We start from the raw sequence: 22,003 nt of genomic DNA, 5'->3' as shown, positions 1-22,003 counted from the left end.
CAAAAAGAAGCCCTTGGTGACAGGCTCCTCCGAAAATCAACGCGTTTATATACTTTTTCTTGAGCAATACAGCAGGCATCCGGTCAAAGGCCGGAATCGAAGACACGCCCCCCGCCATTGCCAACCTATATATACGCACAAGTGGTCGCTTGGTTTCGCCCGATACAAAATTTTTTTTAAAAAATACTCACGTCGTCCTCCGATGAATGTAATACATAAATACATGCTGCAGAATGACCTTCATCACCGCAAAAAACGGAACCGCCAGGATGAGGCCCACTGCCCCCGCAAGCTCCCCGCCCACCAACAGCGCGAAAATGATGACAAGCGGATGCATCTTGAGCGAACGGCCGACCACTTGAGGCGAGATGACGTTGCCCTCCAAGATTTGGCATGTCGTATTGATGAGAGCGACGAACAGCACCATCTTCCAGGATATCGTGGACGCCACGATCAACGCCGGCGCCGCCCCGAGGAACGGACCGAGGTACGGGATAATGTTAAACACCGCAACGACGCTGGCCAGCAGCAGCGCGTAAGGCATGCCGATCAGCCAATACCCGATATAGGCGAGCAGCCCGATGATCATGCATACGATAAACTGGCCGCGGATATAGTTGCCGAGCGCCATATCGATATCCATCAGCATGGACACGATTTCTTTGCGGTGCGTTTTCGGCACGATCGCCAGCGTCGTTTTTTCGATCAATTGAAAATCTTTCAGGATATAGAACGCGACAAACGGAATGATGAAAAGAAGAAAAACCGTATTGATGGTGCTGCCGATGCCGTTAATGTAGTCCGCGATCGCGAGCGAGATGCCGTTCTCCAGCTTGGAAAGCGACTGCTGTATGCCCGTCCGTACGCTATCCGGGAGAAAGTTGAGTCCGTTTAAGCCGTTCACCACGCTTTGCGCTTTAAACGCCACGTCGGGCATCTTATCGTTCAATTCCGCGAGCTGCCGCACGAACATCGGAATGAGGTTCATCAGCACGACCGTCGCCGAAGTAATGAAAACGGCATAAATGAGCAGCACGGCCATCGTCCGCGGCACTTTTCGGGCGCCGAGCAGCGTCACCACCGGATTCAGCACATAAGAAATGATCAGCGCGATCACGAAGGGCGTCAAAATTTTTTTCAAAAAATCATACAAACCCGCAAGCATCGGACGGAGCTGCAGAAGCATGTACAGAATGATCAAACCGAGCAGCGTATAAATCATCCCGACGAGCAGCCGTTGTTTTGGGAACCGGTCCATAGCGCCCCCCTTTACCTCGACCTGACTTATATCGAAAAGTTTGCCTTTTTACAGTATATGTACAAGTCGGGGCTCTTAACCCAGCGCATAAAAAAACCGCTTGTCCCGAGACGCCTGTAGCGTTCAGGAAAGCGGTGCAAGATATACGATGATGCTTGAGCCGGAACTCCCGGTCGGGTCTCCGGAGCATCCGTCAGTTGGCATGAAGCTCGGGCATTTCTTCTTCAAAAAACAAATCGTCGAGCGAGCTAAGCGTGCCGTCTTCCTCCACTTGGAATACGGACATTTTTTCCCCGTTCACAGTCAGTTCGATAAAACAGCCCCAACAGTAAAACTGATGGGAGCCGATCTTTCCAATATCCTTGGAATTGCAATTTGGACAACGTAACATCGGTATCACCCTATTCTTCTTTTGGTCCGAAGATTTCTTGAAGCGCTTCGCTGGCGTGAACGGGAACAATTAAGGCGTCGTCGCCGACCTTGACCGCATCCGGCATCGGCAGCCATCTGCGCCCTTCCGTTAGATCCGAGATGAAACCTTCGGTCAATTCGTAACCTATTACCTTTATGCCCCCATCCGCATCCAAATAAACGTCCTCGATCACTCCGAGCTGCTGCCCATTGACGGTAATGACCGGGAGTCCTTTCAGCTTGCGCTCACCAAACAGCAGCGCCCTGCAAGCGGAGCTTGGATTCAGCGGGCGGACGGCTTGTTCTGCGGCAATCGTAACAGCGTCGTCGCCCATCGCTATCACGTCTTTTCTCTCAATACACGTGGCTTCGGAAAACCAATGCCCCGCTTCGAGCAGCACCGATTCGACCTCCCATCTGTCGTTCAGCAACAGGTCTTTGGCGCTGCCCACTTGTTTCCCTGTCTCTACGCAAATGACCGGCAATCCGATAACATCGCGCGCTTTTCTCAACGAGCTTCTCTCCCAGCCGGCAAATCGGAATTTGCCTATCCTTTAGTACGTAATCGGCTGATAATGGTTTCAACGGCCGTTGCAGCGGCAGCCATTTGCCCGGAGTCGTTGCCCGGTCCGAAGCTGAATCGGATGGCCGATTGCGTCACCTCATCCGGCAGCCTCATCGCCTTAAGCACATGAGAGATTTCCAAGGAGCCGGACGTACAAGCCGAGCCGCTGGAAGCCATCACTCCCGCAAGATCAAGATTCATCAGCATCGTCTCGGTGGAAACACCGGGAAAGCTGACATTCAAAATGTGCGGAAGCGTCTCTGTCGGATGACCGTTGACGACAAACTGCCCGGGGGCCAGACGCCGTTCCAATTCGGTGACCATTTCTTGACGTAGTTTTTCCATCTTTTGTTGCACTTCATACCTATTCCGGTCAAAAATTTCTACGGCTTTTGCAAAACCTGCGATGCCTGCCGTATTCTCCGTCGCCGGACGGCGTTTCCGTTCTTGAGCGCCGCCGTAGAGCAGCGGTATGACGCGAATGTTTTTGGCTATATATAACGCGCCGACCCCTTTGGGACCGTTCAGTTTATGCGCGGAAAAACTCATCAAATCTACCGGCAGCTCACGAAGATTGATAGGCACGTGAGCCAACGCTTGAACGGCGTCGACATGAAAACAAATGCCGCGCTCCCTGGCAAGGCGTCCGATCGCTTCGACCGGCTGGAGCGTACCGACTTCGTTATTGCCGTACATGACGCTGATCAGGATCGTATCCGGCCGAATGGCCGCTTCCACATCGTTCGGCGAAACTTGGCCGAATCGGTCCACAGGTACATAAGTCACTTCGTATCCAAGCTGTTCCAATCGCTCGCAAGCATGAAGAACGGCATGATGTTCGATCTGTGTCGTTATGATATGCCGGCCGCGTTCCCGGTACGCCTCAGCCGCACCGAACAGCGCCATATTGTCGCTTTCCGTTCCGCTCCCTGTAAACACGAGCTCGGACGGCGCGCAGCCGACAAAAGCGGAGATCCGGTCCCGGGCGGCGCTAAGCGCCATTCTGGCTTCCCGACCGGCTTGATGCGTGCTTGAGGGGTTCCCGTACGCCCCGGTCCAATAGGGAAGCATCGCTTCCACGACTTCGGGAAGTACGGGCGTTGTGGCGGCGTGATCTAAATAAATGAGCTCCAAAGCTTTCACCACATCTGTCAGGAGGATTTCAAAGCGGTCTAAATGTAAAACATGTAGCTGTCATTCTGATTTCCTTCGTCTTTGTAAGAAATCAAATCCTGCAGCGTCGTTGAATCAAGCACCTGCGCGATTCCGTCGCGGATCCGAATCCAGAGCTGGCGTTTGGCCGGATCGTCTTCCTCGGTGAAGTCGACCGGGCTGATCGGACCTTCCAGAACCCGAATCACGTCGCCGGAGGAAATATCTTCGGGCGATTTGGACAAAATATATCCGCCATATGCCCCGCGAATGCTTTTTACAAGACCTGCGTTACGCAGCGGAGCAACCAATTGCTCCAAGTAATGCTCGGAAAGCTGATGCTTTTCTGCGATGCTTTTCAGTGAGGTGGGGCCTTCTCCGAACTTCGTCGCGAGCTCCATCATGATCGTGAGTCCGTAGCGGCCTTTGGTGGAAATCTTCAACTTGTAGCACCTCGTTTACATTTCATACATTTTTGTATCGTTTCTATGGTAACATAAAACCTTGTAATTTGGGAGAAAAACCGTGGCATATTCATGAAAAATTTTATTCTTTCTTGATTTGATTGTATAATACTTTTAATGTACAGATGATGTACAGGTATAGAAGCGAGGTAAATGACCATGACAACAAAACCACGAGTCGTTCTCGGGATGTCGGGCGGCGTCGATTCTTCCGTATCCGCGCTTGTCCTGAAGGAACAAGGGTACGAGGTCATCGGCGTGTTCATGAAGAACTGGGACGATACCGACGAATTCGGGCATTGCACGGCGGAAGAGGACGCCGAAGACGTACGCCGCGTTTGCGACCAAATCGGCATTCCCTATTATACGGTAAATTTTGAAAAACCATACATGGATAAGGTGTTCGCCTACTTCCTCGACGAGTACCGCAAAGGGCGGACCCCGAATCCCGACGTGATGTGCAACCGGGAGATCAAATTCGGGGAGTTTTTAAACAAAGCTCTGGAGCTCGGCGCCGACTATATCGCTACAGGCCATTACGCGCGCGTCGAGGAGCGGGACGGCAAATACCGGCTGCTGCGCGGGGTCGACAGCAACAAGGACCAGACGTATTTCCTGCACGCGCTGAACCAATACCAGCTCTCCAAAGCGATGTTCCCGATCGGCCATCTTCCGAAGCCGGAAGTACGTGCCATCGCTGAAAAAGCGGGGCTGGCGACGGCGAAGAAAAAGGATAGCACCGGCGTCTGCTTCATCGGCGAGCGGAACTTCAAGGAATTCCTGAGCGGCTATTTGCCTGCCAAGCCGGGAGAGATGAGAACGCTGGAGGGCGAGGTCAAAGGACGGCACGACGGCCTGATGTACTATACGCTCGGTCAGCGCCAAGGCCTCGGCATCGGCGGTTCGGGCAGCGGGGAGCCCTGGTTCGTTGCCGGCAAGGATTTGGAAAACAATATTTTGTATGTCGTTCAAGGCGAGAAGCATCCGGCGCTCTACTCGACCGGATTGCGTGCGACCGATTTGAACTGGATCGCCGGCGCACCGCCTAAAGAGCCGCTGCACTGCACGGCGAAGTTCCGCTACCGTCAACCCGACCAAGGCGTCACGGTCCATTTCGGCGAAGGCGGCCGCTGCGAAATCGTGTACGACCAGCCGCAAAAAGCGGTGACACCCGGACAATCCGTCGTCTTCTATGACGGGGAGGTCTGTCTCGGCGGCGCGATCATCGACAAGATTTTGCAGTAAGGCTGAATCATGTGTAAAAAAAGGGAGCTTTTCGGTGTGAACCGGAAGCTCCTATTTTTATAAACGAAAGCCCGCTGAAATTACTCAGCAGGCTCCGTATACTGCACTATGAAGTTTACGTATGCGAAGCAGCTTGTTCGGAGGCTACTTCCCGAGGTTCCCGGGAAATGTGCATTTTTTCCCGGCTCATCCATAAGACGCACAAAATCGTAAGCGCAGCCGGTATCAACGCCCACAGAAACGTGTGCGAGATCGACGTCGACAGCGCAGCCGTAATTTTGTCCAGAACCGGCGCCGGGATGGCGCTGCGGGCTGCCGGCGACAGCAGGTCGCGCGGATCTTTCAGGCTAATCCCTTGCGGCGCTCCGGCACCGCCGAACGTATCGGCTAACGACGATTCCAAATCGTTTCGCTGAATAATTCCGTACACGGTAATTCCGATCGTCATTCCGAGCGAGCGTACAAACGACATCGTCGAGCTGGCCGAGCCGCGCTGCTTCGCCTCGAAGCCGTGAATCGCCGACATGCCGAGCACGGAGAAGGAGGCGCCCGTACCGAGGCCGACGAGGATCATGAACAGCGTTACCAAATACCGCGGCGTATCCGGTGTCAGTGTAGCAAGCAGCAGGATGGACACCGCGAATAAAATGGAGAAAATGAGCATGACGCCACGGTAAGACATTTTTCCGGAGCCGGCGAGAAAACCGCCCAACTGCGCGGTCACGACCGTCCCCAGCATCATCGGAAGAAGGATAAGCCCCGAATTGGTGGCGCTCCCGCCGAACACGCCTTGGACGAAGATCGGAATATAGACGGTCGCCACGATAAACGCCGCGCCGTAGAACAGGCCCACCAGATTGCTGGAAGCGAACAGACGGTTTTGAAACATCGCAAAGGAAATGATCGGCTCCCGGGCCCGGGTTTCCGCAAATAGAAACACGCCGAACAATACGACGAACCCGGCGAACAGACCAAGGATCGTTCCCGATGTCCAAGGATAGGTGCCGCCGCCTAATTCCAGCGCAAACATGAGGCATACGATCGCCCCCACCAGCGTGACCGCTCCCCACCAGTCAATCCGCTGTTTGGCATGCACCGGCGATTCCCGGTAGCATAGGACGATAAAAAGCAGGGCAAGCAGACCGATAGGCACGTTGACATAAAATATCCATTTCCACCCGATATAATCGGTAATATAGGCACCCAACAGCGGTCCGAAGATGCTGGACAGCCCGAAAACCGCGCCGAACAATCCCGACATTTTGCCCCGCTTCTCTGCCGGAAACACATCAAAAATGATCGTGAACGCAATCGGCATCAGCGCGCCGCCGCCAATGCCCTGGATGGCGCGGTAAATGCTGAGCTCGGTAATACTGCTTGCGGTGCCGCACAGAACGGAGCCAAGCAAAAATACGATTAAGCCGAAAACGAAAAAACGCTTGCGACCGTACATATCGGACAGCTTGCCGAAGATCGGCATCCCCGCCATCTCGGCCACCATGTAAGCCGATGTCACCCAGACGAATTTGTCCAATCCGCCGAGCTCGGCGACGATCGTCCCCATCGCCGTCGCTACGATCGTATTGTCCATCGCCGCCATCAGGATGCCGAGCAAGAGACCGGCGACGACGAAGCCAAGGCGGCTCCCGTTAGATTTGTCTGTGCTCATGAATTTTTGCTCCTTTGAACGGGTTCAAGCTTTCTTTGTATTCGACCAGATCGATTTCACAGCCTGAGCCGATCGTAATCCGGCTGCCGCGGACGACTTTGGCGGTCGTGTTCTCCAAATAAATTTCGTCGCCTTCGATCGTTTCGGCCTCCAGCTTCGCATCGAACATCGGCAAAAACGGCGTGAGAAGCGACCTGAAGCCTTTTTTGCGCACCGTGATCACCTCGCCGCCGATTTCCTGCGCGGAGCTGGCGCCGTAAAGCGAAACATCGATAACGCCTGCATTCAATAATCCGTCGATCCGGAACGCTCCCTTGGCATTGAACGTTTCCGCCTCGCAGTCTCCGGCGACGGTCAAATCCCCTTCGAGATCGATCCGGTCGCCGTTCATGTCCCCTTGAACCCGGGCGCTGCCGCGGCATTTAAAATCGAGATACGACACGTTCCCTTCCAGCTTGGCCCCCCCGTACACTTTAATTTCCTCGCTTTCGACGGCGCCTTTCATCGACCACTGGCCGTTCACTTGAACCAGCTTTGCCTTCACTTGCCCGGATACTTCACTGACTCCGTTCGTCCTGAACTCGAAACAATCGATGTCGCCGTAAATTTTGCCTTCTCCGTTAATTTTTACGTTCCGGTAGCTTCCGCCCGAGGAAGAGCCGCTGCCGGAAATAATCAGATCGCGGCGGTTGCTGCTGTCCATAGTTATCCCTCCGTACTTGCTGCATGTTATAGTTTCGTAAGCTCGTTACGATAATTTAATTTTCAATTCCTCTGCGCACTCAGCGATCGAAATCCGCGCTACCACCCTGACCCGCGGCTCGAAATACACTTCGCCCGGACTTGTCGCAATCACGAAGCCGGACATGCCCATCTTTCGAAAAAAGATCAGCTCGCCGGTTTTGCCCTGAAGCTTCGGATAATGCTCCCCCATGGTCTGAATCAGGCCTTTCCCTTCCTCCAACGTCATCTCTCCGGTTTGCAGCAGCTTGTCGAGCGCATACATGCATATTATTTTTTCAAAATCGTAGACCGCGCTCGTTCCCTGCTGTTCGATGTAAAAATCGAGCGTCTCTTTCGTAACAATGTTGCGTTTTTCCAGCTCCGAACGCCCAAGGGCAACTTCGCTCAAATTCGGGGAAAACACGTCTGCCAGCTCATCCAGCGACAAATCGTCTTTCATGTTTACGATTTTATCAATCCGGGCCAAAATGCTGTCCTTCGGAAAAAAGGTCTCCTGCCCCGTAAATGTCGACTTTCGGATAAACCATTCTTCCGGAATGAGATTTTTTCGTTTCCAGCGGTATAATTGGCCGTAAGAGATGCCTGTCAGCTCAAGCAAATCTTTTTTGGAGATCAACTCCCGTTCCGTCACCTTCAACGCCTCCTTACGACATTAAGTGTAACATAACATTGTTACATTGTAAATCATAAAACAAAAAAGCTTCCTGATCGAAGCCTTTCTTGAGGAGAATAGGTGAGGTTTGTTTCGTTACACCATTGTATGCTCGCTTGTGTTCGCTTTAAGACCCCCTGTCCTTCCTTTGTGTACGCTCCCGTCCATCCGCCGATCTCCTGTTTTCGCAGGATGATCCGCCGGCCTGCTCCTGCCGGACAACCAAAATCCGCGAAATCCGCAAATGATCGAGCTCCTCGATCATAAACCGGAATCGGTTTTCCGAGAGGACAGACTGCTGCTTCCTAGGCGGCATTTCCACTTGAGCGTACATCCATCCGCCGATCGTATCGTAATCGTCGGACGCGATACAGAGCCCGAAATAGCTGTTGACTTCCTCAATCAGCATCCGCCCGTCAATCGAGTGCAAATGATCGGCCCGCTTCTCGATCTGCGGCCGTTCTTCATCAAATTCATCCTGAATCTCACCCACGATTTCCTCAATGATATCCTCAAAGGTCACCAGGCCGGAAGTCCCGCCGTACTCGTCGATGAGCAGCGCCATCTGCGTCTTCTTCTTTTGCATAAATTTAAGCAGCTCGCTTATACGCATCGTTTCCGGAACTTTCGTGATCGGACGGAGGATCGTCCGGATCGTTTCCGGCTGTTTCCCCGCAATGAGCAAATCTTTCATGTGCACGAATCCGATAATGCTGTCCTTGTCCGGGTCGCATACCGGATAACGCGTATGCATCTCGCGGATCGCTATCGCTTTATTGTCTTCGTAGGAGCGTCCTGCGTACAAGCAGATCATCTCCGTGCGCGGAATCATAATCTCTCGCGCATACGTTTCGGTGAAATCGAAAATATTGTCGACGAGCTCCAGCTCGGTATTGTCGATGAATCCGCTGCGGTTACTTTCTTTCATCAGCCCCCGGATTTCTTCTTCCGTGTGGGCGGTCCGATACTCCACAGAGGAAGCGATGCCCGTCAGGCGCAGCAGCCAGGCCGAAATGCCGTTCACACACCAAAGCAACGGCCGCATCGCTCTGTAAAAGCCGATAAGCGGCACAGACGATAACAGTATCACCTGCTCCGATTTACGAATGGCATAGGCTTTGGGAATCTGCTCCCCAAACGTCATATGCAGCACCGCTATCAACGAAAACGCAATCAAAAAAGCAATCGTCCCGATTACCTGCTCCGGCAGGTGCAGAAGTCTGAGCACCGGTTCAAGCAGCGCTTGGATTGCCGGCCCGCCGACCCAGCCAAGTCCGAGCGAGGTGAGCGTGATGCCGAATTGGCAGGCTGATAAGTGAGCATCGACCTTTTGCATCAGAAACCGGGTTGAACGAACTTGTCGGGATTCCGGGCGCACGCGGGATTCCAACCGGCTGTACATCACTTTCACCATCGCGAATTCGGCAGCGACAAAGAAGGCGTTCAGTGCTACCAGAGTCAGCGCAAGGATGACGCCCCAAATAAGCGATAACGGATCGTTAATCAACGCTCCGCCTACCCGCCCGCGCAAGGCGAATAGGCGCACCTCCCTCGGATGTACCCATGTGATCCGCATGATGTCCGGAGTTTGGCGAATTCGCGGATCCATTACTACACTATACGCAATGCTCGAAGACTAGAACGAAAAAACAAGGTGGCCTTGTCGCAAGCAAGCTTTTGGAAGGGAGTCTAAAAATGAAAAATTGAAGGGGTAAACCCGGCACGAACGTCAAAGGGTTCAAAACGATACGAGGATGTGGAACCATTGAATACGCAAAAACCAGGATTTATCGGAGCCTTTTACTATTTGCTTTATCTTCTTCCCGAAGGCATTATCGGATTTACGCTGACGATCGTCGGTGTCGTCTTGTCCATCGGACTGATGCCGCTGTTCGTCGGCTTTCCGCTTATGATTATGACAGCGCGTTTTGCCAAGCACATGACCGTTTTGGATGCAAGGCTGGCCGACCGGCTGCTTCAATCCCCTTCGACTGTCACAGCTACCGTACGATCGGATGACTTCGAACCAGGACAGCATGGCAGAAAAGGTCTCTTCGCCCAGTTAAGCGCGGAGCTTTCCGACCCGGCAACTTACGTAGGGCTGCTGTTCCAAATCGTCAAGCTGCCTTTGGGCATCCTTTCGTTTACGCTTGCTGTCACGGTCGTAGCCGTTAACATGGCACTCTTGGTGTCGCCGCTCGTCTATACGATTTTACTGCAAACGATCGGCATTGATATTTTCGAGAGGGAACTGTTCACCCGTTTGCTTCCGACGGATTTCAGTTCGCTTCAAATCTCGCTTATTTATGCAGGCATCGGTCTGCTGCTTCTGCCCGTGACCCATAAATTAATCCGTCAAAGCGCCTTATTTTTCGGGCGCATCGCTGTCGAAATTTCCGATCCGGCCCGGGGAAGAGCCGGAGGCGCTCCGCTGCAGCGGGCCTAAGCGGACTTATTTCCCCGGAAATGTTCCATCTTGGACCTCTGCCGGTATACCCTGCGGCTTTACTCTGCCGCAGGCTTATTATATTTCGCGAAAATCTTCGCCTCCACTCCGCTATTTTGCGGCTGATAAAATCGCTTGCCCTTCACTTCCGGAGGAAGGTATTCGTTCCGGGCGTTCGGATGATCGATAGGATTCGTATAAGTTCTTGTACCGTCGCGGACATCTGCGGGGACCTCGTAAGCTTTCGTCTGCTTGACGTAATCGAGAGCTCCGTTGATTGCTTTATAGACCGCATTGCTTTTCGGGCTCTCGCAAATGAACACGACAGCTTCGGCGATAGCCATTCGCGCTTCCGGCATGCCGACAAATTCGACGGCGTCTTTCGCCGCCAATGCGATTTGCAGTGCGGTCGGATTGGCCATGCCCACATCTTCCGTCGCATGAACGACGATTCTGCGGCAGATGTACAGCGGGTCTACACCCGAATACAGCATACGCGCCAGCCAATAGATGGCCGCGTCCGTCTGTCCGCCGCGGAGCGACTTGCAAAAGGCGGATGTCATGTCGTAAAAATCCGTATGGGTTATCGCATTGATCCGGGACTCGAACGATTCCTGAATCGTCTGCAGCTCGATCGTTTGTGAATCGTGCAGCGAATAGGCAGCCGTTTCCAAGGCGATCAAGGCATTTCTCACATCGCCGTTGCAGACGTCGCATAAATAATCCATCGCTTCCTTTGAAATCTGATACTCCCCGCCCAGCCCTCTTTCGGGGTCCGCCAATGCCTGACGAAGAATTTGCTCCAGGTCGTCCTTTTGCAGCGCCTCGAGCCGATACACGCGGCAGCGGCTGACAAGAGGCGGTATGATATCATGTGCGATGCTTTCTGTCGTTGCACCGATCAAGATAATGGTTCCGTCTTCGACGATAGGCAGCAGCGACTCCTGCACGTTGCTTTTGAGCGCATGGATTTCATCCAGGAACAAAATTGTCCGCTGATTGTAGAGCTTTAGATTATCTTTCGCTTTTCGGGCGACTTCCCGCAGATCCGAAACCGAAAGCGAGACGCCGTTCAATTTCTCAAAATGCGAGCTCGTCATTCCGCTGATGATCGTGGCAAGTGTCGTTTTGCCGCTGGAAGGCGGGCCTTGCAAAATCATGGAGCCGATCTTGTCCGTTTCGATGAGCCGGCGCAGCACCTTGCCTTCGCCAAGCAAATGCTTCTGCCCGAAAAATTGCTCCAGATTTTGCGGGCGCATTCTTTCCGCCAGCGGCTTGTATTCGTTCGTCCGGTTGTAATCGAATAAGTCCATGGTTTCCTCTGACCGCCAATCCTGAATATTCGCAAAAAAAGCACAGGCCCCAGAGTCCGCTATAGGTGCCGCGAACAGATGACCCATGCTTTTTATTATAAAAGCACTTTGCACGATTTACAAAGGTATGGGGCTCAGCCCGACCCAAGCTGGCCAATTCCGAGGGCAAGCCAACGCTCCATAATGTGCCGGACTTCCGATGCTTGATCAGGACTGCACTCTACAATCATGACGACGTCCGCGCCATGTTCTCTCCGCTTGCGTTTTTTTCGCCGCTTGAAGTTAATGAGCCAATCCAAGGCAAAGCCAAGAGCGGCGCCTGACGCAAGCCCGAGCAAACCGCCGAAAATTGGACCGATGGCCCAGCCGAAGCCCAGCGCCGCTCCCAGTACGGAACCGATCGTGCCGGTTACAGCGGGGCCGTCCAGCAAGCTGATCCCGTCCGAGCGGCGGATCGTATCGAATACCCGTATCTCCTGCGGGCCATTTGCTCTGAGCGGAACCGCAGCAATCGCTTCGGCAAGGATACCTTGCCGCTCCAATTCGCAGATGGCCAGCTCCAGCTCTGACGAATGCCGAAAAGTCGCAACGATGTACATCTTTTACCGTCCCGTTGCCCGGCAGAAGTTGGGACGCAGCGTTCCATAGCTGCGCTCCAGCCACTGCTTCTGGGCTTTGTCGAATAATTTGTTGTATTCGACCGAATACACATAGGCCTCATAAGCCGCAAAGCAGTAAAAAGAAGGCATAAACAAGGCCCACTCTGAATGAATCGAGTGCCACGCCTGGATGTAATTTCCTTCCAAGGAGACGAGCACGATTTCCGCAACACCCGAGAGATACATAAAGGTAATCCACCCGGCCAGCAGAAAAAAGCCGACAGGAATGCGGCGGAGATACAACTGTCCAAGCCCCGGCATGAGCATGGACCAAGCCATAGCGAGCCAGGGCGAGCTTTTGTCCAAATGATTCAAAGACATACCGCCCATTTTAAAGGAAACAATGGGCGCATGCTCCCACTCGGCCAGCACCCACTCCTTGTTCAGCTCAATCGTTTTGCGGTAGCTGTCCCAGATGGCATAAATATAGACGGGAATATACAGCAGCACCCAACGCGGATTCAGCATCTGCTTCGACAGGTCGGCCCGACCCGTAAAAGAGCAAACCATCGATTTGTTGATTCCCGACTGCATATTGATCCCAACTTCCCACAAAATCAAGATAAACCCTTTGATTTGGCTGCCAAGAAGCAAATGTCCGAATCCCGGGAACGCGGCCGACCACCAAGCGATCACCCAAGGCTTGCGCAAATGCAGCATATTGATATTCAGGGTTCCGAAATAAGCCAAATAACGCCTGTAGTTTCCCGTAGCTGGGCTTCGTTCCATGGTCTGCACTCCGATTAAAAAGAATGAAAGAACGTTTACGCTCCCTTTTTCTATCCTGCCCCAAAAATGACAAAAAAAGCATCCTTTTCGCATTTTCGCTGCAAAGGATGCTTTCTTTATGTTGAACTGCTGACTACGCTACTTCAGTCCGGCCTTAGCCAGCAGGTCACGGACAACGACGCTGACCATGATCAGCCCGGCAACGGGCGGAACGAACGCGTTGCTGGCCGGCGGTTGCTGCGCTTTACGAATTTCAGGCGCATTCTCCGGCACGATCCGCTGTGTGACGTCGACCCGCGGCTTGATCGGCTCTTCCGTCGAAAAAACGACTTTGACGCCCTTCTTGATGCCTTCTTTCCGCAGCTTGTGACGAATCACCCGCGCCATCGGATCAACGGTCGTCTTGGAAATATCCGCCACTTGGAACCGGGTCGGATCCATCTTGTTGGCAGCGCCCATACTGGAAATGAGCGGAATTTTACGCTGCAGGCATTGCTTGATCAGATGGATTTTGTAGCTGATCGTATCGGAGGCGTCCACCACATAATCCAGCGGATAACCGAACAGCTGCTCATACGTTTCTTCGGTATAAAACATGCGCAGGGCGACGGCATCGCATTCCGGGTTGATTTGCAGGATACGGTCTCTCATCAGCTCCGCCTTCGGCTGGCCGACCGTCGTCACCAAAGCATGAATTTGCCGGTTCACATTCGTAATGTCGACCACATCCTTGTCGATCATGATGATCCGGCCGACGCCGGTGCGGGCCAACGCTTCGGCGGCGATCGAACCGACGCCGCCGATGCCGAGAACCGCCACCGTACTATTTTTCATAACCTCAAGCCCTTCCGGGCCGATCGCCAGCTCCGTACGGGAAAATTGATGCAGCATGGCTTACTGTCCACTCTCCTCTTATTCGGGTCTTAAGCTTTGGCCGAAGGCTGCTTGAGCGCCAAACGAATGGATAGATCCTCAAGCTGCTTGGCATCCACGGGACCCGGAGCTCCCGTTAACAGGTCCGTTGCACTGGCCGTTTTCGGGAAGGCAATCGTTTCGCGCAGGTTGGTGCGGCCGGTAATCAGCATCACGAGCCGGTCGAACCCGAAGGCGATACCCCCGTGAGGCGGCGTACCGTATTCGAAAGCCTCCAGCAGGTAGCCGAATTTCTCCTGCACTTCTTCCTCGGAAAGACCAAGCGTAGCGAACATTTTCTCTTGTACTTCACGCTGATAGATCCGCATGGAGCCGCCGCCGACTTCGTAGCCGTTCAGCACAAGGTCGTAGGCCTGCGCACGAATTTGGCCCGGGTCGGTGTCGAAATAATGCATGTCTTCTTCTTTCGGGCGCGTGAACGGATGATGCTCCGCCACGTAGCGCTTCGCTTCCTCGTCGTAGCTGAGCAGCGGGAAGTCCATCACCCACGCGAACTTGAATTTGCTGTCGTCGATAAGTCCCAATTGACGGCCGATTTTCAAACGAAGGTTTCCGAGCACGTCGGCAACGACCTTCTTCGTATCGGCGGAGAACAACAGCAGGTCGCCTTCCTCGGCTTCCAGACGCTGCTTAAGCTGCTCCAGCTCCTGCTCGTTGAAAAATTTCACGATCGGCCCTTTCAGCTCGCCGTCTTTGTACGTCATCCACGCCAGCCCTTTGGCCCCGTAGCGTGCGGCGAATACGCCGAGATCGTCGATTTCCTTGCGGCTCCAAGCGGCGCAGCCTTTGGCATTGAGCGCCTTCACTTGACCGCCCTTTTTGATGACGTTCGCAAAGACTTGGACGCCCGATTCCGCGACAATGTCCGACACGTCCTGCAGTTCCAGGCCGAAACGAAGATCCGGCTTGTCAGAGCCGTATTTGCCCATCGCATCCGCGTAGCTGATGCGTTGGAACGGCGTTTCGATGTCGACGCCGGCCGTTTCTTTAAACAAGCGTACGACGAGCTTCTCCATCATCTCGAGCAGTTGATCCTGCGACAGGAACGACGTCTCAATGTCCACCTGCGTAAATTCCGGCTGGCGGTCGGCGCGCAAGTCTTCGTCGCGGAAGCAGCGGGCGATTTGGTAGTATCGCTCAAGGCCGCTTACCATCAACAGCTGCTTAAAGATTTGCGGCGACTGCGGCAGCGCGTAAAATTCGCCCGGGTGAACGCGGCTTGGCACCAGGTAATCGCGTGCGCCTTCCGGCGTGCTGTTGATCAAAATCGGCGTTTCCACTTCGACAAAGCCGTTCTCGTCCAAATAGTCGCGGAATACTTTGGCCGCTTTGGCGCGCAGCATTAAAGTACGCTGCATTTCCGGACGGCGCAGGTCGAGATAACGGTGCTTGAGGCGCAGCGATTCGTCGATTTCGATCCCGTCTTCGATGAAGAACGGCGGATTTTTCGCGGCATTCAATATTTCGATCTCGGTGATCCGAACTTCGATCTCTCCGGTCGGAAGGTTCGGGTTAACGGTCTCCGCATCCCGTTCTACGACGTCCCCGCGTACCGCGAGCACGTATTCGTTGCGTGCCCGGTCGGCTACTGCAAGCGCTTCGCCGGAAAAAGCCGGGTTGAAGACGATTTGCACGATCCCGCTCCGGTCGCGCAGATCGATGAACAATACCCCTCCAAGGTCGCGGCGGCGCTGGACCCAACCGTTCAGCGTTACCGTCTGTCCCACATTAGCTTTGCTCAAAGTGCCGCAATGATGCGTTTTTAACATCGTCGTCATGGTGTTCGTTACCTCCAAAGTATGATAAAAATCGTTTATCGTTAAGCTTGCCCGGCCCGCTCGCGCAGCGTCTGCACGAGATCGGAGAGCGACAGCGTTTCTTGTTCGCCGGTAGCCATCGTTTTCAAGGTAATTTCGCCCTTCGCAAGCTCGTCGTCGCCAAGAATGGCGACATAAGCCGCGTTGTACCGGTCGGCCGATTTCATTTTCGCTTTGATTTTACGGCCCAAGTAGTCTTTTTCCGCGGACAGTCCCGCCAGACGAAGATTTTGCAGCAGCTTCACACATTCTCGCTCTGCGGCTTCGCCGAGGCCGATCAAGTACACATCCAACGGTTTAGCCGCCGGAATATCAACCCCCTGCGCCTGAAGCACAAGCAGAATTCGCTCCATCCCAAGTCCGAAGCCGACGCCCGGTTGGTCGGTTCCGCCGATTTGTCCGACAAGGCCGTTATATCGTCCGCCGCCCCCGATCGTATCGATCGCGCCGATACCGGCCGCTTTGTACTCGAACGCGGTGTGCGTATAGTAATCCAGCCCCCGGACCAGCCGCGGATTAATACGGAACGGAATCTCCATCGCAGTCAAATATTCCTGCACCGCTTGGAAGTGCGTACGGCATTCCTCATCCAGGTATTCGAGGATGGTCGGTGCGCCTTCGCCGTATTTCTGATCGACCTTGCAGTCGAGAATCCTCATCGGATTGCGGTCGTACCGCGACTGACAGTCCTTGCACAGCTTCTCCTTCACCGGAGCAAAAAACTGCTGAATTTTCTCGCGGTATACGGCCCTTACAGCCGGGTTGCCGACGGAGTTGATTTCCACCGTGACGTCTTTTAGTCCAAGCTCTTTATAAAACGTATAACCCAGCGCAATCACTTCCGCGTCGAGACTCGGGTCCACCGAACCGAACGCTTCGATGCCGAACTGGTGAAACTGGCGGTAACGGCCGGCCTGCGGCTGCTCGTACCGGAACATCGGACCGATATAATATAGCTTGCTGACATCGGGTTCGCCGTACAGCTTGTTTTCCACATAAGAGCGTACGACCCCCGCTGTTCCTTCGGGACGAAGCGAAATGCTGCGGTCCCCTTTGTCGAGGAAGGTATACATTTCCTTCTCGACAATGTCCGTCGTCTCTCCTACGCCGCGCTGGAACAGCTCCGTGTGCTCGAACATCGGCGTACGGATCTCGCGAAAATTGAAACGCAGACACAGCTCCCGGGCCTTCGCCTCAATGTACTGCCATTTCTCGATTTCGCCGGGCAGCAGGTCCTGCGTGCCCTTTGGTTTTTGAATGCTCATGTAAGCCCAGACTCCTTTCTGTCGCATTTCAGCACAAATAAAAAAACTCCCGCCCCTGAACAAATTCAGGGACGAGAGATTGTACTTAACCAAAAGTCTCCCGCGGTACCACCCACGATTCGAACGAGCTTCCGCTGCCGGGCCCGGCTTTACGCAAAATAACTCGCTCACACTCTTCAAGCGGGTAACGTCCGCCAGCCGCAAACGACTACTATCCGGCACCGGCATGAACGCCTTCGTCTGGCCGGGGTTCCCCGTTCGTCCTCCGGGAGGTCTGTTCGTCCGATTCGCATAAGGAAGCTTGCAGCCTGGGCTTCCCTCTCTGGATACGCAAGGTTCGAATTACTTTGTCCCATCAACGGATCTATAAGATATGACATGGAATTAGAATTTATTCTACCCGCGAAGGTATCCAAAGTCAAGAAAAAACATATGCATGCTTGCAAGTTTCCATGCGGATTATTTTGCCGCCTTCAGCGCGTTATAGACGTCTTTCATCAGCATATACGTGTCGCCGTTGGTCAGCTCCTGTTTGTTCGCAAAGCCGTCCAATGTCGCAGCATTAAGCAATCCTTTGCTCTGCAGCGTCTGCAGCGCTTGCTCCGGCGCCGTTTCCACCTTCAACAGAAGGGCGATCATATGCGCCGCTTGATCCAAGGTTACCGGCAGCGTCTTCGGATCGGTGCCTTTGGCGAGCGCCTCTCCCGGGTTCCCGGCCATCGCCTCGGGCTTGAATTTGCGCATTCCCAAGAGAAGGTTGACCAGCCGCTGCTGATTGGACTTGCTGTCCAGCGCAAAGTTATTGTCGTATCCGCCCGTTGCAAGACCGAGCGTGACCGCTACCTTCAATCCTTCGTACGCTTTATGCTCCATGAACGGCTGCGCCTTAATGCTGAACGGCTTCAGCACCATGCCCTGATTATTCAACGTATCCTGAAGCTTCGTAATGGCATCCTTATTGGCGGACATTTGGCGGAACGTGATTCCGGAGTCCGCCGCGATCTTCGCTGCCGCTCCGGCCGCTTCGGCGGCCGCCATGCCCACCGGAATGACGCGTGCGGTCCCGTGCGGCAGCGAATCAAAGCTCGCCGCGCGGCCGACGACCAGCAGCCCGTCCACTTTGAGCGGGACGATGCTGCGGAACGGCACCGCATATTGTTGAGGTACGGTCACGACCGCACCGGTGTCCGCAGGGGACATGCGCTGAATATCGACCGGATAGGAGCCGAAACCGATGCGGTCCCATTGATCGCGGTTTTCAAGCACGTCGATAATGCTAAGGCGGTATTCGCCTTGGATGTGACGCGTTTCGCGCACATACAGCTCCGGCGCTGTTGCGTCCAGCTCAATGCCGGCAAATTCGGGATACTTTTCCTGCATGTATTTCACAATATTAGGAAGCTCGTCCTTGCCGAGCTTAAATGCTTCTTCACGCGATTTGGGGTCAGTTCCGTCGATTCCGAAAATTTGCAGTGCATTGATCAGCATCGTGTCGTTGTTCTGACGTCCGATGTTCAAGCCCCGCATCCGCACGCGATCTTTATTAACCGCAGGATAATCCTTCATGTCTTTATAGCCCCAAGCGCTCATTTCGTTCGCGCCCGTTCCGGCGTCGTTATCTCCATCCAGACGCTTGCGGACCTTCTCCCATACGGCCGGCGTAACATTCTTCAACCGGAAGACGAGCGTCACGGCCATGCGCGCCTTCTTGTCGCCGAGATCTTCGCGCCCCGTCGTATAAGGAACTCCTGCGGCTGCCGCAATGTCCGCATCCTGCGTTGCATCGATGAGCGCCTTGGTCTGGACGGTTTTGACGCTGCCGTCAGCCAAGGTAAGTTTCATGCCCGTAATTTTGGAAACCGTTCCCGAAGGGGAAGTGATCGGCTCCATCGATTTGACTTTCAACAGCACGTCGATATTGTTCTCCGCAGCGACCATCTCGTTGAAGGCATTGGCCGCCGTCACGACATCGAACGAATCTCCTTCGATTTTGCCGTACCACTCCGCAAAGATGCCCTTGTTGAGCATTTCCCGTTTATGGAGCACTCCTTTGTCCGGCTCATAGTTCATGTCCAGACTGTTCAACCAGCCGATAGTCATCAGTCCGCCCAGGATTTCGCGGTCTTTTCCGTCTACCAGCAGCGTCTTCTGGCCGTTGCGCGCCGCGGAAATGGCCGCCGCCACTCCCTCGGGGTCGGTACCGGCCACAATCACGTCATAGCTGTCTTTTGGAGTACTTACCGTTTTAACTTCCGCCAGCTTCTGGGCGGCCTTTCGATGGCCGCTGTCCGTTCCGGCCTTCGTCCCCCCTGCTTTCCAATAGTGCCATGCTCCGGCGCCAGCCGCAATTAGAACGATCAGTGCGATTACAAATACGTAGCCTTTTGCACTGCCTCCGGAATAGTTCGATTTCCCTGCCATAATACACCTCTGCCATGTTATGATTAAAACCCGATCATTTGAAAATAACGAAGCATGATTCGTTATGCCGCCTTATGACGGCTGGCTGGCTTGAACACCGTACGCATCGTTCAGCAGCCTGATTTTTTTGTCGACATACTCTTGGTAAGCCTCGTTGTAGAAGGATGGCTCCTTCGGATTCGGCAATCGTTCGATGCGCTGCTCGTAGCCCTCTTCATGCTCGACCTTCGGATAAAGCACTTTACTTACCGCGCCGCAGCCGAGTCCAATGATTGTCTGCCGCTCTTCCATCATCAGAATGTTGTACAGACTTTCAAAGCCTTCGAGCGAATAGCCGACATTCTCCTGATTGCCCAAAATGTTTTTCTGCCGGTACATGTAATACGGCTTGTACCCGTGCCGCTCCGTCCACTCGGAGGCGGAGCGGATCATCTCGGCGATTTCGTCCCGCTCCGCCACCTCGTACTCGCTTTTGTTCTTCGTCATCTTGGAAGCGCGTTTGAAGGAGAGCGTATGAACCGTCAGCGATTCCGGCAGCAGCTCGGCCGTCTGGTCAAGCGTCCTCTGCAGCTCGGCCATTCCTTCGTTCGGCAGTCCGATAATGAGATCCATGTTGATGTTGTTCAGCCCAAGTTTCCGGGCGAGCTTGAACTTGTCGATCGTTTCCGTCACCGTATGGTGCCGTCCGATCGCATCAAGCGTCGCTTGCGTGAAGCTTTGCGGGTTAATACTGATCCGGTCGACCTTCCACCGTTTCATGACTTCGATCTTGTCCTCGGTAATCGTATCCGGACGACCGGCCTCGACGGTCAGCTCGCGGACACGGTCCATCGCCGGGAACGATTCGTGCATGGTGACGAACAGCCCATCCATTTGCTCGGCCGTAATGCTCGTCGGCGTTCCTCCGCCCCAGTAAATCGTCGTGATGCCGACTCCGGCTTCCCGCATCCAGCGGCCCATCTCGCGAATCTCATAGTGCAGTCCTTCCAGGAACGCTTCAACGGACCCGTTATTTCCCCGAATGTCGTAGGCCGGAAATGTACAGTAAGCGCACTTGGTCGGACAAAACGGGATCCCGATATAAATGCTTACTTCCCGGTCCAAACGGAACAAATCAGGGATCACTTTCAACTGGCGTTCGGCTATTCCGGCGAGCAATTCCACTTTCGGTTCGGTGACGAGATACTCGTCCCGCAGCGTCTGCTTGCAGCTTTCGATCGATTGTTTCATCATCAAGTTATGCATCAGCTTGGTCGGACGCACGCCGGTCAAAATCCCCCATGCCTGCTCCAGTCCGGTATACTCGCGAAGCACCTGAAGCAGCCCATAACCGACCGACCGCTTGACGGTGCGTTTATGTCCGGCGTCCCGTGCATCCATCGCCCGCTCATGCCCGGCTTCGTAAGCGGCTCCCGTCTCCCGGTCGGTCAGTCGGACCTTGGCCCTGATCAAACGCTTTGTTTCATCGGCTTCCACCTCGACGCGGACATGCAGACGCGCATCGTCCGTTCTCTCGTAGACCGCTTCGACCTCTTCGAAAAAAAGCTTGCATATATGAAACAGCTCATTGGCCTGTTCACCGAAACCGACACGCTCGAATTCGATTTTCAATGCCTTCCATCCTCCGTTATTCGTCTGTGCAAGTCAGCCGCCGGATGCCGAAACAAATGCTTCGTCTCTTTTAAGACGGGACTGCCGCACAAGAAGTTTCAAATTGGAACAAAACTAGCAATAGTTTAGCATATTTGGCCGCTTAATGAAACAAACGGGCCGCTTTCGCTCAATCCACGAAAACGACCCGTCTTTTGGTCAGCGGAACGATTTGCGCGCCGTCCGCTTCAGTTGCTCGCTGGAAGAAGAGAAATCGGCACGGATTTCCGTATCGTCCATCCCGGACGATTGCAGTGCCGCCGCCTCTGCCAGACCGCCGGAAACAAGTTGCAGTTCCGGCATCAGTAAGCTTTGTTCTTTCGGCGATCTGTACATAATATGCCCAGGCTCCTTAGATGTCGGACAGCAGCCGCACAAGATGAAATCTTCGCAGGCTGTCTTATCTCTCATTGTCCCCCGCCCGAGCCTTGCTTATTCGTATCAAAGTTAGCTCTGCTTGCTTTCGACAATGAGCGTGACCGGTCCGTCGTTGACGAGCGACACGTCCATCATTGCCCCGAACCGCCCGGTCTCCACATGAAGACCCGCTTCGCGCAGCATGCCGTTAAACCGTTCGTAGAGCGGCTCCGCTAGCTCGGGGCGTGCGGCC

21 protein-coding genes are annotated in these 22,003 nt (G+C 54.1%); 2 read left to right on the top strand and 19 right to left on the bottom strand.

Annotated elements, in window-relative coordinates; all coding sequences use genetic code 11:
- Positions 1 to 187 precede the first annotated feature (187 nt).
- The 5 genes from PEH01S_RS22980 to cymR form a co-directional block, all read right to left on the bottom strand.
- Positions 188 to 1,258 (bottom strand): AI-2E family transporter, encoded by a 1,071-nt coding sequence (locus PEH01S_RS22980; protein WP_025850276.1) that lies wholly within the window; start codon positions 1,256 to 1,258, stop codon positions 188 to 190.
- Between the two features lie 193 nt (positions 1,259 to 1,451).
- The gene (locus tag PEH01S_RS22975) at positions 1,452 to 1,649 is read right to left on the bottom strand and encodes a hypothetical protein (RefSeq protein ID WP_010497085.1); all 198 of its coding nucleotides are present in this window, start codon (positions 1,647 to 1,649) and stop codon (positions 1,452 to 1,454) included.
- A 10-nt stretch (positions 1,650 to 1,659) separates the two neighbouring features.
- Positions 1,660 to 2,181, bottom strand: coding sequence for a PRC-barrel domain-containing protein (locus tag PEH01S_RS22970; protein WP_127488261.1), 522 nt, complete (start codon positions 2,179 to 2,181; stop codon positions 1,660 to 1,662).
- Between the two features lie 35 nt (positions 2,182 to 2,216).
- The gene (locus PEH01S_RS22965) at positions 2,217 to 3,368 is read right to left on the bottom strand and encodes a cysteine desulfurase family protein (protein WP_025850278.1); all 1,152 of its coding nucleotides are present in this window, start codon (positions 3,366 to 3,368) and stop codon (positions 2,217 to 2,219) included.
- Positions 3,369 to 3,406: 38 nt separating this feature from the next.
- On the bottom strand, positions 3,407 to 3,829 hold the full coding sequence (gene cymR / locus PEH01S_RS22960) for a cysteine metabolism transcriptional regulator CymR (RefSeq protein ID WP_025850279.1): 423 nt from the start codon (positions 3,827 to 3,829) through the stop codon (positions 3,407 to 3,409).
- Positions 3,830 to 4,003: 174 nt separating this feature from the next.
- Between cymR and mnmA the strand changes: the two genes are divergently transcribed.
- On the top strand, positions 4,004 to 5,095 hold the full coding sequence (gene mnmA, locus PEH01S_RS22955; protein WP_127488259.1) for a tRNA 2-thiouridine(34) synthase MnmA: 1,092 nt from the start codon (positions 4,004 to 4,006) through the stop codon (positions 5,093 to 5,095).
- Between the two features lie 115 nt (positions 5,096 to 5,210).
- Here mnmA and PEH01S_RS22950 read toward each other — a convergent pair whose 3' ends face one another.
- From PEH01S_RS22950 to PEH01S_RS22935, 4 genes are all read right to left on the bottom strand, one after another.
- Positions 5,211 to 6,764, bottom strand: coding sequence for an MDR family MFS transporter (locus PEH01S_RS22950; protein ID WP_025850281.1), 1,554 nt, complete (start codon positions 6,762 to 6,764; stop codon positions 5,211 to 5,213).
- Complete coding sequence (locus PEH01S_RS22945; RefSeq protein WP_025850282.1) at positions 6,745 to 7,467, bottom strand: polymer-forming cytoskeletal protein; 723 nt, start codon at positions 7,465 to 7,467, stop codon at positions 6,745 to 6,747. The genes PEH01S_RS22950 and PEH01S_RS22945 overlap by 20 nt, the downstream gene beginning before the upstream one ends.
- Before the next feature lie 45 nt (positions 7,468 to 7,512).
- Positions 7,513 to 8,139 (bottom strand): YhbD family protein, encoded by a 627-nt coding sequence (locus PEH01S_RS22940; RefSeq protein ID WP_127488257.1) that lies wholly within the window; start codon positions 8,137 to 8,139, stop codon positions 7,513 to 7,515.
- Between the two features lie 148 nt (positions 8,140 to 8,287).
- Positions 8,288 to 9,667 (bottom strand): hemolysin family protein, encoded by a 1,380-nt coding sequence (locus PEH01S_RS22935; RefSeq protein WP_246063045.1) that lies wholly within the window; start codon positions 9,665 to 9,667, stop codon positions 8,288 to 8,290.
- Between the two features lie 258 nt (positions 9,668 to 9,925).
- Between PEH01S_RS22935 and PEH01S_RS22930 the strand changes: the two genes are divergently transcribed.
- On the top strand, positions 9,926 to 10,606 hold the full coding sequence (locus PEH01S_RS22930; RefSeq protein ID WP_246063043.1) for a sensor domain-containing protein: 681 nt from the start codon (positions 9,926 to 9,928) through the stop codon (positions 10,604 to 10,606).
- A gap of 59 nt (positions 10,607 to 10,665) precedes the next feature.
- Here PEH01S_RS22930 and PEH01S_RS22925 read toward each other — a convergent pair whose 3' ends face one another.
- The 10 genes from PEH01S_RS22925 to PEH01S_RS22885 all read right to left on the bottom strand — a co-directional run.
- Positions 10,666 to 11,919, bottom strand: coding sequence for a replication-associated recombination protein A (locus PEH01S_RS22925; protein ID WP_127488253.1), 1,254 nt, complete (start codon positions 11,917 to 11,919; stop codon positions 10,666 to 10,668).
- Between the two features lie 134 nt (positions 11,920 to 12,053).
- Positions 12,054 to 12,518 carry a hypothetical protein gene (locus PEH01S_RS22920; protein WP_127488251.1) on the bottom strand — a complete coding sequence of 155 codons (465 nt, stop codon included), beginning with the start codon at positions 12,516 to 12,518 and terminating at the stop codon, positions 12,054 to 12,056.
- Positions 12,519 to 12,521: 3 nt separating this feature from the next.
- Entirely contained in the window at positions 12,522 to 13,307 is a 786-nt protein-coding gene (locus tag PEH01S_RS22915; protein WP_025850288.1) for a hypothetical protein, read from the bottom strand.
- A 138-nt stretch (positions 13,308 to 13,445) separates the two neighbouring features.
- A complete protein-coding gene (locus PEH01S_RS22910) occupies positions 13,446 to 14,198 on the bottom strand; it encodes a tRNA threonylcarbamoyladenosine dehydratase (protein WP_127488249.1) in 753 nt (250 codons plus the stop codon).
- A 32-nt stretch (positions 14,199 to 14,230) separates the two neighbouring features.
- Positions 14,231 to 16,018 carry an aspartate--tRNA ligase gene (gene aspS, locus PEH01S_RS22905; protein ID WP_036714252.1) on the bottom strand — a complete coding sequence of 596 codons (1,788 nt, stop codon included), beginning with the start codon at positions 16,016 to 16,018 and terminating at the stop codon, positions 14,231 to 14,233.
- Between the two features lie 41 nt (positions 16,019 to 16,059).
- Positions 16,060 to 17,322, bottom strand: coding sequence for a histidine--tRNA ligase (hisS, locus tag PEH01S_RS22900; RefSeq protein WP_127488247.1), 1,263 nt, complete (start codon positions 17,320 to 17,322; stop codon positions 16,060 to 16,062).
- A gap of 459 nt (positions 17,323 to 17,781) precedes the next feature.
- A complete protein-coding gene (locus PEH01S_RS22895) occupies positions 17,782 to 19,743 on the bottom strand; it encodes an FAD-dependent oxidoreductase (RefSeq protein ID WP_127488245.1) in 1,962 nt (653 codons plus the stop codon).
- 72 nt (positions 19,744 to 19,815) lie between these two features.
- Positions 19,816 to 21,354 (bottom strand): coproporphyrinogen III oxidase, encoded by a 1,539-nt coding sequence (locus tag PEH01S_RS22890; protein ID WP_127488243.1) that lies wholly within the window; start codon positions 21,352 to 21,354, stop codon positions 19,816 to 19,818.
- A 198-nt stretch (positions 21,355 to 21,552) separates the two neighbouring features.
- Positions 21,553 to 21,729, bottom strand: a complete 177-nt coding sequence (locus PEH01S_RS34730; protein WP_161782260.1) for a hypothetical protein — start codon at positions 21,727 to 21,729, stop codon at positions 21,553 to 21,555.
- Between the two features lie 111 nt (positions 21,730 to 21,840).
- Positions 21,841 to 22,003, bottom strand: a 163-nt coding sequence (locus tag PEH01S_RS22885) for a D-aminoacyl-tRNA deacylase (protein ID WP_174807162.1), incomplete at its 5' end; no start/stop codon positions are given.

Source organism: Paenibacillus ehimensis NBRC 15659 (assembly GCF_004000785.1).
Taxonomy (GTDB): domain Bacteria; phylum Bacillota; class Bacilli; order Paenibacillales; family NBRC-103111; genus Paenibacillus_G; species Paenibacillus_G ehimensis.
Note: the sequence above shows the minus strand (reverse complement) of the source record. Positions and strands in the feature narration are given on the sequence as shown.